Annotated in this window: 9 protein-coding genes and 2 pseudogenes; 7 read left to right on the top strand and 4 right to left on the bottom strand. The window is 69.8% G+C overall.

Translation table 11 applies throughout. From position 1 onward, the window contains the following. Positions 1-339 precede the first annotated feature (339 nt). On the bottom strand, positions 340-633 hold the full coding sequence (locus ADK64_RS37140) for a DUF1330 domain-containing protein (RefSeq protein ID WP_053666480.1): 294 nt from the start codon (positions 631-633) through the stop codon (positions 340-342). A gap of 781 nt (positions 634-1,414) precedes the next feature. On the opposite strand from ADK64_RS37140, the gene ADK64_RS37135 reads away from it, so the two are divergent. The 3 genes from ADK64_RS37135 (at position 1,415) to ADK64_RS37125 (ending at position 7,345) form a co-directional block, all read left to right on the top strand. Then, positions 1,415-2,755 (top strand): cytochrome P450, encoded by a 1,341-nt coding sequence (locus ADK64_RS37135; RefSeq protein ID WP_159046433.1) that lies wholly within the window; start codon positions 1,415-1,417, stop codon positions 2,753-2,755. Between the two features lie 337 nt (positions 2,756-3,092). After that, a complete protein-coding gene (locus tag ADK64_RS37130) occupies positions 3,093-5,735 on the top strand; it encodes a hypothetical protein (protein ID WP_199829810.1) in 2,643 nt (880 codons plus the stop codon). After that, a complete protein-coding gene (locus ADK64_RS37125; RefSeq protein ID WP_053666478.1) occupies positions 5,732-7,345 on the top strand; it encodes a carboxypeptidase-like regulatory domain-containing protein in 1,614 nt (537 codons plus the stop codon). The genes ADK64_RS37130 and ADK64_RS37125 overlap by 4 nt, the downstream gene beginning before the upstream one ends. A 26-nt stretch (positions 7,346-7,371) precedes the next feature. On the opposite strand, the gene ADK64_RS37120 is transcribed toward ADK64_RS37125, so the two are convergent. Beyond that, on the bottom strand, positions 7,372-7,635 hold the full coding sequence (locus tag ADK64_RS37120) for a hypothetical protein (protein ID WP_234384872.1): 264 nt from the start codon (positions 7,633-7,635) through the stop codon (positions 7,372-7,374). Between the two features lie 356 nt (positions 7,636-7,991). Here ADK64_RS37120 and ADK64_RS37115 point away from each other — a divergent pair, with 356 nt between their 5' ends. Beyond that, a complete protein-coding gene (locus ADK64_RS37115) occupies positions 7,992-8,636 on the top strand; it encodes a hypothetical protein (protein WP_053666549.1) in 645 nt (214 codons plus the stop codon). Between the two features lie 254 nt (positions 8,637-8,890). Here the strand turns inward: ADK64_RS37115 and ADK64_RS49345 are convergent. Together ADK64_RS49345 and ADK64_RS37110 are read right to left on the bottom strand one after the other, a co-directional pair. Then, positions 8,891-9,055, bottom strand: a pseudogene (locus ADK64_RS49345) (DsbA family protein); the annotation flags it as partial. 190 nt (positions 9,056-9,245) lie between these two features. Further along, positions 9,246-9,674 carry a MepB family protein gene (locus ADK64_RS37110; RefSeq protein WP_324614486.1) on the bottom strand — a complete coding sequence of 143 codons (429 nt, stop codon included), beginning with the start codon at positions 9,672-9,674 and terminating at the stop codon, positions 9,246-9,248. A gap of 350 nt (positions 9,675-10,024) precedes the next feature. On the opposite strand from ADK64_RS37110, the gene ADK64_RS37105 reads away from it, so the two are divergent. From ADK64_RS37105 to ADK64_RS37100, 3 genes and pseudogenes are all read left to right on the top strand, one after another. Next, the gene (locus ADK64_RS37105; RefSeq protein WP_053666475.1) at positions 10,025-10,573 is read left to right on the top strand and encodes a carbonic anhydrase; all 549 of its coding nucleotides are present in this window, start codon (positions 10,025-10,027) and stop codon (positions 10,571-10,573) included. A gap of 133 nt (positions 10,574-10,706) precedes the next feature. Beyond that, a pseudogene (locus ADK64_RS44235) lies at positions 10,707-11,008 on the top strand (ABATE domain-containing protein). 770 nt (positions 11,009-11,778) lie between these two features. Further along, on the top strand, positions 11,779-14,490 hold the full coding sequence (locus ADK64_RS37100) for a SpoIIE family protein phosphatase/ATP-binding protein (protein ID WP_234384882.1): 2,712 nt from the start codon (positions 11,779-11,781) through the stop codon (positions 14,488-14,490). Positions 14,491-14,884 lie beyond the last annotated feature (394 nt).

Genomic DNA, 14,884 nt, shown 5'->3' with positions numbered 1-14,884 from the left:
CGGCCCTGGTTCTCCTCAGCGGCGCATGGGCACGCGAAACAAGCGCGCGGAAACCCCACGCTCCGCACGGAGTGCAAAGGGCCAGCCGGGAACACAACTCGCGATGGAGTTCGAAAGCGATCGTCCACGAGCGCCATCGCGGCCGGCGCGCCGGGACTGCCAACGTCCCAGCTCGCCACTCCGGCAATAAAGTTCGCGCAATCTTGGTGCCACAGCCCGTTCGGCTATGCGACACCGACGAGTGGCAGCATGTCGAGCCCAAACTGAGGTCTCAGCGATACGCGCGCCTTAAAGAAATGCTTGAAGCCCTCTTTGACGGCGAAGTACCAGGCCCGTCGGTCAGTCGATGCCTTCGACGATGCGGAAGTCGCGCTCGAAGCCGTCGGGGAGGGCCACCAGCGCCTTCTGGTATGCCTCGCTCTCGTATGCCGCGACCGCCTGTTCAAAGCTGTCGAACTCGATCAGAACGACGCGTTGCGTGATTCCGGCCTCGTGGGCGACGACTCGACCGCCACGGGACAGGAGGCGCCCGCCCGCAGCTCGGACGGCCGTACCGGCCAGCTTGTTGTAGGCAGTCAGCCTCTCAGGGTCGGAAATGGCGGGGTAGACACTGGCCCAGTAGCCCTTGGCCATGGAATCCTCCTGTGTTCGGCCGGACATGTCCGACTTCGAATTGACGCTCAGAGAATTGACGCTCAGATTGCTCGATCCCGGCGACGGAGCACCGGGCATGTGTGAGGACGTGCGCTGATCCGGCCTGGTTCGGCTCTGCCGCCCGCGGCTGCCGGTTCGCGTCGCGGCGAAGTCTTCCTCAGCGCCCCGGGCGCCTTCGGCGTGAGACGGGAGAAACAGGTGGACCACGACTTGGCCGGCAGCATGCGCGGCCTTGCCTCGACCATGCCGGAACGAACCACAGAGGCATGGCCTCGGCTGCCGGGCTGAGGAGATCTTCGAGGAGAACACGCGGCTCCTGACCAACCCGCTAGCCTCGCCCGAGGACATCGAGGACATCGAGGACCTGGACGGCTGGACCCCGCACCGGCTTCGGCACAGTGCCCTGACGCACGACGCCGAGGACGGGACCTCGCCCCCGATGCTGCTGGCCCGCTCCCGCCAGCCTCCGTCCGCTCCCTTGAGCGGTGCGCCCGCCCCGGCGTCTACTCGGTCGCCCGGCACGTCGCCGAACGCGACCCCGCTGCACGCCGCCGCACGTGAATCCGAGCGGATCAGGGCTTCAAGACCATCCCGTTGCCCCTTTGACGCGCATCTCGGTCAGACCCCTCGACGGCGCCGGAGTGCGGGCCCGTCGCATCGACATTACTCTGGAGCAATCGTCATTACTCTGGAGTAGGGGTTCGGGCAGCCGTCAGCAGACGGTCGCGTCCGTCCCGGACGCATGACCAGGGAGTGGCCGGTGTCCAGCACTGAGGTGATCCCTTCGGCTCCCGGGTCGTTGCCACTGGTGGGGCATGCTCTCGCCCTTGCGCGGGACCCGCTCCGCTTCGTCCTGGCCCTTGCCGCGGTCGGGCCCCTGGTCCGCTTCCGTCTGGGGACGCTGCCCGTGGTCATGGTGTGCGAGCCGGATCTGACCCGGCAGGTGCTGCTCGACGCCCACACATTCGACAGGGGCGGACCACTGATCGATCTGGGGCGCGAGATCTTCGGCAACGGCCTGCTCACGTGCCCGGCCTCGGCGCACCATCGCCAGCGTCGGCTGTGCCAGCCCTCCTTCCATCCGCGGCGACTCGCCGACTACGCGCCCGTGTTCAGCGCCGCTGCCCAGCGCCTCACCCACTCCTGGCACGACGGACAGGTCATCGACGCCAACTCCGAGATGAGGCAACTGACGACACAGACGGCGGTCGAGACGCTGTTGGGCAGTACTGCTCCGCCTTCTGAGACGAGGGCTGTTCTCGTCGGCGACCTGGAGACCATCAGCACCGGAGCGTTGCGCAGGATGCTGTGCCCCCGGCCGCTGAACGCGCTGCCCATCCCGTTCAACAGGCGCTTCGGCCTGGCACACCAGCGGCTGCGACACGCCCTGGCCTCAACTGCCGCCTCCCGCCGTGCGGATGGGAAGCGCAGCAACGACCTCCTGGACAGCCTCCTGACCGCCGTCGACACCGATACCCCCGGCGCCGGCAGCGTTCTCGACGAGCACGAGGTGGTCGACCAGGCACTCACCTTCTTCGCCGCCGGCATCGAGAGCACTGCGAACACCCTCGCCTGGGCACTGGTCAGCACGGCCGCCAGCCCGGACGTCGCGACCCGCCTCGGCACCGAGGCGGACACGCTCCTGGGCGAGCGAGCGCCCACGATGGCCCTCGTCCCCGCGCTCACGACGGCCGCCCGCGTCGTCGCCGAGACCCTCCGCCTCCACCCGCCCCTCACCATGGCGAACCGGGTGGTCATGCACGCCACCGAACTGGGCGGCCACCACTTCGCGCCGGGCACGACGATCGCCTGGAGTCCATACCTGATCCACCACCATCCCGGCCTCTACCCCCACCCCGACCGCTTCGATCCCGACCGCTGGCAGGACACCACCCCGGACCGCCGGACCTACCTCCCCTTCGGCGCGGGCCCCCACCGGTGCATCGGGGACCATTTCGCCCTCACCCAGGCCACCCTCACCGTTGCCTCCATCGCCGCGCACTGGACCCTGACTCCCGTCACCGACCAGGTGCCGCGGCCCACCGCCGGCCTGGTCCCCAGACCTCACCCGGCCCGGCTGCGCGTGACCGCACGCCGCTGACCGACCCGGTGACCTTCAGCGGCGGTGCGCGCCTGCCGGAATGTGCCCGGGAGTGCCGCAGCGGTCCCTTGCGGCGCGGCCGCACACCGCGAGAGTCCCACCGCTCACGGGAGCCGTGGCGCCCTTTGGCCGTCGGACGAGTCCGGCCGCCGTCGCAGATGCGGCCAGGGTGAAACCGAGGGCGGTCGGCCCGCCCTGCCCTCGTACAGCGCACCGCGTGTCCATCTCGTATCCGGTGATTCATCAGATCCAGTGAAAATTCGCCTGATCAGTCACGATTGGTAATGAGAAGCCCTAGTGTCCATGACAAGAAGTGGCATTACACACCATGGGGGGTATGGTGACCGTCGTCGTCACGTTCACGGGCCGGACTCAACTGCCCGCCGGCGGCCCGGCGTTCCAGCTCTGGTCCTACCGCCTCGATCCGAGCAGCCCGGACGACCTGACGTCCGGGCAGCAGGTCGCCCTCGGCCTGCCGGACGACACGGACATCCAGGATCCGTCCGGCTACCCGCTCGTCCCCGCGCTGAACGGCACCTTCGTGCAGCAGCACCCTGATTCCGGTCGTGTCTACGTCGGGCGCACCGTCATCGCCCCCGGAGCCCAGACCATCTCGTTCGTCGCCCCGCCGGGGGAGTCCCGAAGCGAGCTCCAGCTTGCCGCCCGCCGCCCGGCCGGCGCATGGACACTCCTGCCGTTCGCCACCACGCCCGGCGGCCTGCCGACCACGCTCAACGTCATGCCGGCCCCCGTCCGTGCCTCTGTCCCGCCGGTCTTCAACGGCCGTCCGGCAGCGGACTTCGCGGGCCAACTGCCGTACGCCAGTGAGTTGTTCGGCGTCTACCAGCCGCTCGCCGGCTGGTTCGGCCAGCAGGCCTCCGCGCGCGCCGCAGTGGATCCGGCGTTCGTCGACGTCCCGGACGAGCTGGCCGCCCCGGTCCAGGGCGTGCTGTCCCCGATCGGTCTGGTCAACCTGTTCCGCGAGTATTTCTTCGAGTTCGACAACTTCCTCGGCCCGCCGGCCGGGCATCTGTGGATCAGCCCAGGCGGCACCGTCGAGGTCATCGAGGTCAGCACCCGTCGCACTCTGGTGGAGCGCACCGCCGAGCAGTCGGAGCAGACGGACCGCAAGGTCGAGGAGAGCCTGACCGAGCAGGATGACGTCGCCGACGCCGTCAAAGAGGACAACTCCAACGACACCAAGCTCGGTGTGACCGCCAGCGGCGGCGTCAGCACGGTCGTCTACCACGCCAACGCGAGCGCGTCGTTCAACCTGGACACCACGATCAAGCGCTCGTCCGAGGAGACGCACAAGCACACCCGCACGCAGAGCACCAAGGTCACCAGCGAGATCAAGCGCAACTACAAGACGACGTTCCGCACCGTCACCGAGAACACCGACACCACCAGCCGGCGCTACGTCCTCCAGAACACCACCGACAAGCTGGTCAACTACGAACTGCGGCGCAAGATGCGCAAGGTCGGCGTCCAGGTCCAGCACATCGGCTCGCGGCTGAGCTGGCAGGTGTACCTGGAGGACCCGGGACACGATCTGGGCACCGGCGAACTGGTACATGTGGTTCCCGCCCCCGACCTCTCCTCGATCAAGAAGCCGGACATCACCTCCTACCCGCCCGCGCAGCAGGTCACCTACCACCTGTCCGTGCCTTTCGTGCTGTACCAGGGCGCCGACCACGACGCGTCGGACACCTATCAGACCGAGCCGGAGAACATCGACCACGGCATCTTCAAACCGGACGTCGGCACCAACGACATCGTCCAGTTCAGGTTCGACTACCCGCTGCCTCCGCCGCCGCAAGGCTTCGAGCTCAGCCGGTTCGGGGCACTCGACTTCCACGGCGCGCAGGTGCGCTACAACCTGGACGCGCCCGACCTCCTGCCCAACCCGAACCCGGCCACGAACAGCTTCACCATCCGCCTCACCTACGCCAACTGGGGCGGCAGCAAGTTCATGCCGTTCGACGCGGTGATCGTCTACGAGCCGACGGCCGACGCGAAGGCCGCGATCGACAAGGCCAACGCGGCCGCGCAGGCGGCGTACGACGCGCAGGTGGCCCAGGTGCAGCGGGAGGCGTACGCCAACGCGGTGCGCGACAGGCTGAAACTGGTCAGCGCGGCCCGGCCGCGTCCGGCGGACGACCTGCGGGCGGAGGAGCGCTCGACCGTCTACGGTTCGCTCATCCGCCAGTTGGAGTACTTCGCAGACGCGCATCTGGGCTCCGAGCTACTGCGGCAGATCTTCGACGTGGACGAGATGCTGTACTTCGTCGCCCCGGACTTCTGGAAGGCCAAGGTCCCACTGTCGTCCGCCGACGCCGGAACGCTGGGCCGCTACCCGGTCCCCGACCCGCCGTGGGCGTCCGGAGGAAAGGCCGCCGACCTGTCCGGGCAGACGGTGGCCGGCTGGTACACACGTACGGACGCGCAGAACGCGGCGGCCCGGCAGGAGGCGCCCGCCCCCAGCTACCGCAGCGACTACCTGATCACCGAGGAGAGCCAGCCCGCGCCGAGGGGCAGCTCGCTGGGCTGGCTGATCCAGATCGACGGGGACGCCCGCCGCAACGAGTTCCTCAACGCGTCGTGGGCCAAAGCCGTGCTGCCGGTGCGACCCGGGCAGGAAAGGGCCGCCCTGGCGTGGCTGAAGACCGCGGGCGTGGAGGGCGAGGACCAACTCGACGTCACCTACCCGCTGCAGCCGGGTGACCCGCCGGAGTGGCAGGGCATGACCTTCCGACAGGTGCTGGACGTGCTGGCCACCCGGCTGGCCGCGACCAACACCGACAACGCCGGCACGCGCGCCGCCGAGCAGGTCTTCGAGACCGGCTTCGACCCACTGGACGGCGGGTTCCGACCCGCTGACCCGTACAAGATCTTCGACCAGTGGACGGAGGTGCTGCCGACGGACCAGGTCGTCGCGGTCGAGGTCGCCTACGACCCGCGCACCGGGCAGCAGCTGTGAGCCCGGTGGCGGTGGCCGTCGAGGACGTCAACGGTCTGCCCGTGCCGGGCGCCACGGTCGTCCTCGACGCGGCGAGCGCCCTGACCGGCACCGACGGGACGGCCGCGTTCGACCTCGACCCGGCAGCCGGGCGGACGATCACCGTCTCCCAGCCGTTCTACGTCACCGAGCGCGCGGAGTTCCGTGACGGCGGCCTGGCCCGGGGACGCTGGAACAACGCACTGCTGCGGCGCCAGACGGCGGGTGCCACCCTGCGGCTGACGGTCCGGCTCGGTCGCTGGGCCGGCGCCCCGACCGTGCTGCTCACGGAGGAGCAGTTGGCCGCCATGGCCCTCGCCGGCGGCGACCCGCACGGGGCCCTGCTGATGAAGCTGCCCAGCGACCCTTCCCGGCTGGCGTACCGGCAGCAGTGGAACGCCCCGCTGCCGGTCGAGCTGGCCCAGCCGGTGCTGCTGCCCGAACGTCCGCCCGCCCACGGCACGACCGGCTGGCGCCGCTTCAACAGCACACCCGCCACACCGCCGGCCGACATCGCCGCACTCGGCCGGTTCTTCTTCGTCACCTGTCCCGGCGACACGGCAGCGCCGAAGGACCCGACGTACGCGGCCGCCGTGTGGTCCCCCAACCTCAACCTGACCGCCCCGCCCGACACACTCGACCTCATCGTCTTCTTCTCCCCGCACACCCTGGGCTGGACCCCGCCCTACCCGTTCGGCGTGAGCAAGGGCGTGCCCGGTGCCGACCAGGCCTTCGTCATGATCGGCACCCGCTACCTGACCGCCGACTACGCCTTCGCCTACAACCTCATCGCCCGGCGGCGGCAGGCCATCGTCGTCATGCCGCTGTGCAGGAAGGGCGACTGGGGCCCGTTCGCCTGCGCGGACGGCCTGTTCCGGCTGTGCCGGGAGGTGCTGCACTTCCTGCACCGCGAGTGCCGTACCAGCACAGCCGGGCTGACCACGGTCGGCGGCATCGACCGCGTGCACTGGCTGGCCGGCGCATCATTGAGGGCGCCGGGTGCGGGGGTGTGGGCCGACGGCTTCGGCCTGCCGCCAAGCCCCGGCCGGATCGTCGTCAGCGGTTTCAGCACCGGCATCGCACCGGTCAAACAGGTACTCGGCGGCGGTCCGCTCACCGGCTTCGACCGTGGCCAGTGGGGCTGCCCCGACGCGGCGTCGCGGGACGCGTTCGCCGCCGCGTGGCAGGAGATCTGGGACCTCGACGGCTTCCACCCGGCGACCGGCGGCTGGCCCAACTACCTGAACCTGCTGAACGGTTGGTACCACCCGGGCGGGCCCCGGGAACTGCGGCTGATCCACTCCAGCGGACGGGTGCCGCCGGACGCGGGCACATCCGACCACCCGCTGTTCAAACGGCTGCGCGCCGAAGGCGTCACGGTCGACCGCCGCGTCCCCACGACGCCGGGCATCGGCGGCGCCCGCGAACTGCACGGGCGCGCCTGGTCCGCCGTCGCCCTGGACGACCCGTACATCGGCAACGACCCGCCGGTGGGCACGCCGGCGCTGGGGGACGCGCACCACGCCACACCGAAGGTCGGCTTCAGCCACTGCGCGGCGCTCAGCCGGGTCGGCGCGACGCCAGGGCCGTAGGCGGCAGTGGGTCTGAGCGGAGTTGCTCACCCTTCGCGCCGGCAGGTGACGATCAGGTCTGCGAGCTGGTCGAGCTGGTCGAGCTGGTCGAGCTGGTCGTGATGGGAGCGCAGGTCCAAGGCGCCGCGGCGGGTGACGATGTGCCGAGCGCCGTCGGCGACGTACCGTTCCAGACGGCCAAGCACCTGGTCGGCGGAGTCGGTGACGACGGCCTGGACCTTCTCCAGTTCCTGCAGCGGCATGCCGTATGCGGCTCGCGCGTCGCCGTCGGGGCGGGGTCGGGTAGGCAAGTCAGCCATCCGTCGGCATCAGGCGCGGTCCGCACGGGGGCACCCTCCGAGGCAGTTCGGCGGTGCCCCTTCTGTCTCTTGGCATGCTCGGCATGTGTGGATGAGTCGCCGGGGCCCACGGCTGACCGCGTACATGCCACCCGCTAACATTCCTGGCCATGGTGAGGCGGGGGTGGCGGCTGGGCGCCACGGCGGCGGTGGCAATGCTGGCGGCGGTCTGTGCCTCAGGCCCAGAACGCCCACAGGTCGTTCGCACAGCGCCGGACCTCGGCCCCTTGCCGGCCGACCGGTACGATTACACGCCGCAGGACTACCGCCGATCCCACTCGGCATCGGCGTTGCTGATCCGGCAGTGCATGGCGGACCGCGGCCACCCGGACTTCCCGCTCGACCCCCGCTACCCCAGCGACCCCATCGTCGCCACCGCAGTCAGCACCGACTACGGCGCCCTCGATCCGGACACCGCCCGCCGCTGGGGCTATGGCTGGGACCCGGCAAAGCACCCGGCCGCCGGGCCGAAGGGCCGCCGCATGACCAACGCCGAGTATGCGGACTGGCCCGACTGCAACGCCGACGCGAGCCGGCGGTTGATGCGCGGCATCGACCTCACGCGGGACTGGCTCTACGCAAGCAGACGGGAGGTCGAGGTCGACAAGGCGGTCAAGCGTGACCCGCGCCTTCGCGCGGCCTGGGACGTGTGGTCCCGCTGTGTGGCAGAACAGGGATTCACCCGCTATCCCGACCCCGTCGCGGCGTACGCGGACGAGGCCTGGCAGCGGGACAGCGACGGCAACACCCGGCATACGCAACGGGAACGGGCCACCGCGGTCGCGGACGTCACTTGCAAGCGCCGCCACCATACGGCCGAGCTCTGGCATGATGTACGGGCCCAGAACCAGGCCGCGGACATCACACGGCATCCCGACCGATACGCCGCCGGCCTGCAGGCGCTGCGGACATACCGGGCCAACATCACCGAGGTGCTGCGAAAGCTCGGCTAGTGGGGCGCCAGCGCATTACTGCAAGCATCGCGCGAGTGCCGACGGACACGCGGCAGCCGCCCAGTCGGCTGACCCTGCGTCCCGCGCGTTCCCTGTGTTCTGCCGACCGGCCACCTCTGGTCGGGCCCGCCTCCTTGGTTGCGTACGCGCGCCCGGGGCGTGGGGATCGCGTCGGGCGCGCCGCGTTCGTGTGTCGTCCGGTGGTGCGGGCGGCGCGGACGGCGGTGGTCAGTCTGGTGAGGTCGTAGGCGCACACGCACGACGGGTTCGGCCTGTCCGCAGTAGGGGCATTCGCAGTCGCCGTACTCCACGACGGTCACGGGGGCGTGGTGCGGCCCTCGGATGTGATCGCGGCCGGGGTCGACGGGCACGGCCAGGTCGATGATCGTCTCTGCCTTCCCCAGCAGGTCCCGGAGCCGCAACGGGGGGGCAGAAGGCCGATGGCCGCAGTGAGGAGCCGAGCGGTGGGGGAGGAGCAGCCCGGTGTGGCGAGGATGCCGATCTCGGCCTCGTCGAGGTACGTGCCGTCGAAGGCGAGTGAGCAGGATGAGGGCATGGGTCCACGCGATCGCTCACGCGAGGCACCTGTTTGTGGTCGAGCGACGTTCATCAGCGCCGGCGGGGGTGATAGAGCGCGTGGGCACGGGGAATGTCGACGGGCTCACCTTCGGGCAGCTGGAGGAAGTGCTTCGCCTGCCAGGTCTGTGTGCTGCGGGCTTGGCGGTTGGTGGTCGCCACCCATGGCGGATAGACGCGGAACGCTCTTTTCCCGCCGGAACCGTTCGTTGCCACGATGTCCCGTTCACGGAGCACGTCTCGTGGGAACACGAACTGCCCGAATCGTTCGCCCTCGCGGGTGCTGATGACGAAAAGATCGACGGGATCTTCAGCATCGAAGGGCTGGATCGGCCCGGTCGCGGACCTCTTCCACACCGTGACGAACTGGCCGACCTTCGTCGGGGTGGTCTTGGCCACCCGGAACCTGACCGACAGGCCGTCCAACGTGAGCTCGCATGCCCCGTACTCGGCGCTCTCCATCTCGGGAACAGGCTGTGAGCACGTGAACCCAGCCGGGTCGTACGCCAGAGTCTTCGCCCTCAGCAGGTCGCCGGGGATCCCCGGCTCGCTTGGCCAAGACCCAGGATCACGGGCACCGAATTCCGCAGAGACTTCACGTTCCATTGCCATTCCTGCATCCTGCCAGATATCGAACACACGAACGAGTCCGACTCGCTGGAGCTCGCTGGACCGGCCTCTCGCCCAGCCGCATCGTCGCCCTGGATCTGCCGACGGGTCGGTATCCCGGCCCGCGGAAGTCACCGGCCTGATACTGGAGCTGTCCGCTCGGTCTCCCCGTCCACCACTGCGCTCTGATGGGAAACGCGACCATGACCTCATCGAACTTCGCCCCCTACCTCGAACGGAACAAGCGCTTCGCCACCACCGACGCCAAGACCCAGGTCCCCGAGATTCCGTTCATTCCCTTCAAGCAGCTGTACCTGATCACCTGCATCGACCCGCGAGTCGAGCCCGCAGCGATCGTGGGTGTGCAGCTCGGCGAGGCGATCGTGGCCCGCAACGTCGGCGGCCGCGTCACCCCCTCCATCGTTCGCGACCTGGCATGGATCTGCCATCTGCACGAGAACAAGACACCCGACGCCGACTGGTTCGAGGTGGCGATCATCCACCACACCGACTGCGGCTCCGGACTGTTCGCCGACGCCGAACTGCGCCGTACCTACGCCGAGCGCGGCGGCTATGACGAGGAGACCGCCGCCGCCATGGCGGTGCTCGACCCGTCCGCCACCGTGCGTACCGATGTCGAGTTGCTGCGCGAGGCACCCGCGCTGGCCGGCAGCATCGGGAAGTTCAAGATCGGCGGCTACGCCTACGACCTGAAGACCGGCGTCGTCACCACCGTCGTCGACGCGAGCTGACTCAGTACCGAAGCCGGATCCCGCCGCGCCGCCGGTGTGGACGGTGAGGTCCGGGGCTCAACGGCGTGGCGCAGGAAGCGGAGAAGATCGTGATTTCCGTTGATACGCACCTGAAGATCGGTTCGCTGGCACTCTGTCGGAGCGTCATGGCGACGCTGTGGAGAGCATTCCCACGCCGCACCGGCTCGTTGACTGGCTGGCAGTGAGCGGCCTCGCCGTGGACTCCTGCACCACTGCCCAATTCGACCTCGCTCGAGAACTGAGGGAGTCGATTCGCGCCGCCGCGACAGCGGCCGCGATTCAGGACGCTCTCCCTGCATCTGCTGTCCAAGTCATCAATCCCGCAAATGGTGTGACATGAACACGTGTGGCAATCGTCAGGAGAAGGCGCGCTTCAATGCCATCCAGCGTAAAAACCCTAGATCGGCGGAGTGATCGTTACCTCGGTACATCCAAGCGGGCCCCGCGCCTGCGACGCATCTGTCGCGTTGGGGGCACCCGAACGGCACCACCACAGAGCCGTCCGTCGCCTTCGATCGACGTCCTCGATCAGTACGTCCACGTTTACTGGCCGGCGACGTTCATCCGCTCTTCGCGGCATAGCCGGGTCGCCGTCTCCCGGTACGCCGAACGACAACACGATGGCCTCCCCTGCACCAGCCGCCTGGTCACCTCCTGGTCACCAGCCTCGACATCACCATCCTCGAACCCGATCCCGTCGGCGGTTCGCGCGATCCTGCGTACCTTGCGGCAGATCGGGACGAGTACCTGCTGAGGCCCTGGGTGCGGGGACGGGGCGCCCCCAGGTGATGGTGCCCAGGCCCTCCGGTGAATCCAGGCGGCCATAGCAGGCGGCGCCGGGCGGCGCCACGGGCAGTCGAAAGCTCCCGGTGTGGAGGTTCGGGCGCTGTGGGCTCCGTTTCCCCGCCGGTCACCACGCCCGGCACCGCCGCTGTCAGGTCCGGCCTGCCTCGGTCGCCTCGTGGCCAGTGACCCAGAAGCGATAGAAAGGGGATATGCGCGGAGAATCGGACCAGTCCGGGCGCGGGGTGTCTGGCGGGTCCTGGGGGATCCATGGTTCCGGTAGGGATCCTCGTCCGGGACAAGATCACCCAGGGCGACAGGAGCACGTTCGGCCTCCTCATGGGCGAGAGGCGGGTCGTGGGGGAGAGGCGGGTCCGCGGCGCCTGCGCTCGCTGCTGAGCCTGCGCAGCGTCGCCGGCCAGGTCTTCCTTCTGCAGCTGGTGGGCGTGGTGCTGATCGTCGCCGCCACGCTCGTGGTTCTCGTGGTGCAGGCCCGACGCGACACCATGGCGGACGCCCGGAGCCGGACGCTTGCCGCGGCGCAGGCGTTCGCGAACTCCCCGGGGATCGTGGCGGCACTGAACAGCCCGAATCCGAGTGCGGTGCTGCAGCCGCACGCCGAGGCGGCCCGGAAGGCAGCGGGCGTCGACGCCATCATCGTGTACAGGCTGGACGGGATCACCCTCACCCACAGCGACCCGCATCAGATCGGGAAACACATCGTCGGGCCCTACGCGCAGGCGGCGAGCGGCAAGCCGTTCACCAGGACCTTCCGGGGAGTCCTGGGGCTCTCCGTGATCTCGGCGGTCCCCGTCAGGGCTCCTGACGGCTCGGTCGTCGCCATCGTCTCCGTTCCCGTCAGGGTCGAGAAGGTGCAGCACAGGCTGGACCGGCAGCTGCCGGTCCTGTTCGGCGGGGCCGCCACGGCACTTGTCGTCGCCGCGGGCGGGGCGGGCCTGGTGAGCCGTCGATTGCGACGGCAGACCCATGACCTGGGCCCGGTCGAGATGACCCGGATGTACGAGCACCACGACGCGGTCCTGCACGCCGTGCGGGAAGGGGTGCTGATCATCGGCGGGGACGGCCGGCTGCTGCTGGCCAACGACGAGGCACGGCGGCTGCTGAACCTTCCGGTGGACTCGGAGCGGCGCCGCATCACCGATCTGGGGCTGGAGGAGGACCTCGCCGAGCTGCTGGCCTCCGACCGCCCCGCCACCGACGAGGTGTACCTCGCGGCGGACCTGTTGCTCGCGGTCAACAAGCGGCTCACCGCACCTCACGGACCGGTCGGCAGCGTGGTGACGCTGCGGGACACCACCGAGCTGCGGGCTCTTTCCGGCAGGGCCGAGCTGGCCCGCGAGCGGTTGAGGTTGATCTACGACGCCGGGCTGCGGATCGGCACCACGCTCGATGTGAAGCGCACCGCCGAGGAGCTGGCGGAGGTGGCGGTGCCCCGATTCGCCGACGTCGTCACCGTCGAGCTGCTGGACCCCGTCCTGCGCGGCGAGGAGTCCTCCGATGCGACCACCGGGATCACCGAGATGCGCCGTACCGCTGTTGCCGGTCCGGACGGGGACCGGCTCCTCCACCCCGTCGGCGACCTGATCCGGTTCGTCCCCGGCCACCCCGTCGCCGCAGCGATGGCCGGCGGCCGACCGGTCCTGGTGAGGGACCTGAGCACCTGCGATGGCTGGCGGGCCCAGCACCCTCGACGTGCCCAGCGGATCCTCGAGCACGGCATCCACTCCTTGCTCGTGGTCCCGCTGCGAGCCCGAGGCGTAGTGCTGGGCATGGTGGACTTCTGGCGGGCGAGCGGCTCGCCCTCGTTCGAGGACGACGACGTGTCCTTCGCCGAGGAACTGGCCGCCCGGGCAGCGGTGTGCATCGACAACGCCCGCCGCTACACCCGTGAACACGCCATGGCCGTCACCCTTCAGCACAGCCTGCTGCCACGCGGGCTGCCCGAGCAGTCGGCCCTCGAGGTGGCCTACCGCTATCTGCCGGCCCAGGCCGGGGTCGGCGGGGACTGGTTCGACGTCATCCCGCTGTCCGGCGCCCGGGTCGCGCTGGTGGTCGGTGATGTCGTCGGCCACGGTGTGCACGCCGCGGCGACCATGGGACGGCTGCGCACCGCCGTACACAACTTCGCCAGCCTGGACATGCCCACGGAGGAACTGCTGGGCCGGCTGGACGAGCTGGTGGCCCAGATCGACGCCGAGGAGTCCGACGCCGGCGAGGACGGGCCGGGGATCACCGGGGCGACCTGCCAGTACGCCGTCTACGACCCCACCTCCGGTCGACTGCTCCTCGCCACCGCGGGCCATCCGGGACCGGCGGTGGTCCAGCCCGACGGGACCGTGGACTTCCCCCAGGTGCCCGTCTCGCCGCCCCTGGGGCTGAGCGCCGGCCTGCCCGTCGAGAGTGCCGAGCTGACCGTGCCCGAGGGCGCTCTGCTGGTTCTCTACACCGACGGACTGATCGAGGTCCGCGGCCACGACCTGGACGCCGGACTGGAGGCCCTGCGCGATGCGCTGGCAGGTCCCGATCGCACCCCGGAGGCCACCTGCGCGGCGGTGATGGAGGCCCTGCTGCCCGACCGGCCCAAGGACGACATCGCGCTGCTGGTCGCCCGCACCCGCCGCTTCGGTCCCGATCAGGTAGCGGAATGGGACGTGCCCCGTGACCCGGCGGCGGTGGCCCCGGTGCGCACTGCCTGCGCCCGCCGACTGAAGGAGTGGGGCCTGGAGCAGGTCGCCTTCACCGCCGAACTCATCCTCAGCGAGCTGATCACCAACGCCGTCCGCTACGGCACCGAGCCGATCACCGTACGGCTGCTCCGCACGGTGTCGGTCAGCGGCTCTGCTGCGGGCACCGTGATCTTCGAGGTCTCCGACGGCAGCAGTACCTCCCCCCGGCTGCGCCGGGCGAACGTCACCGACGAGGGGGGACGCGGACTCTTCCTGGTCGCCCAGTTCGCCGAACGCTGGGGGACCCGCTACACGCCCACCGGCAAAGTCATCTGGGCCGAACAATCCCTCCATGAAGGCGCCACGCCGGGGGTGGAGGGGCTGGACGAGATCCTGCTCGGCCAATGGGACGACACGGAGTTGTGAGGGGATCGTGCGCACCGGACCGTCACCGGGGCGGCGCGGACCCCAGGTGAGCCGAGTCCGAGGCCCTGCCGTCGAAACGCGCTGATCGCAGGCTTCCGCCGGTTGGCACCGCCATCGAGGCGGCCGGGTACCCTGGCCTCGATGACCATTTCGGCCATTTCGTCGGCGCAGTGGACCCAGGAGGTGCAGCGGAGGCCCGCCCCTGCGGACCGTGTGATGCCGTCGGCAGCTGGTAGGACCCTGTGCGCGCGCCGACCTGAGTACTGCAGCTCTCGCCCTCGGCAGCTTCCGGAACTCCACGACCGGGGCACTCAGCGGTTCGCAGCCCCCTGCGAGGCGGCAACAATGACTCGGGCCGAAGCTCGGTGCACAGACCACCCTCGGTGACCGTCCT

Origin of the sequence: Streptomyces sp. MMG1121, assembly GCF_001280015.1 — a bacterium.
Lineage (GTDB): Bacteria > Actinomycetota > Actinomycetes > Streptomycetales > Streptomycetaceae > Streptomyces.
The sequence above is the reverse complement of the archived record's forward strand: the minus strand, read 5'-3'. Positions and strand labels throughout refer to the sequence as shown.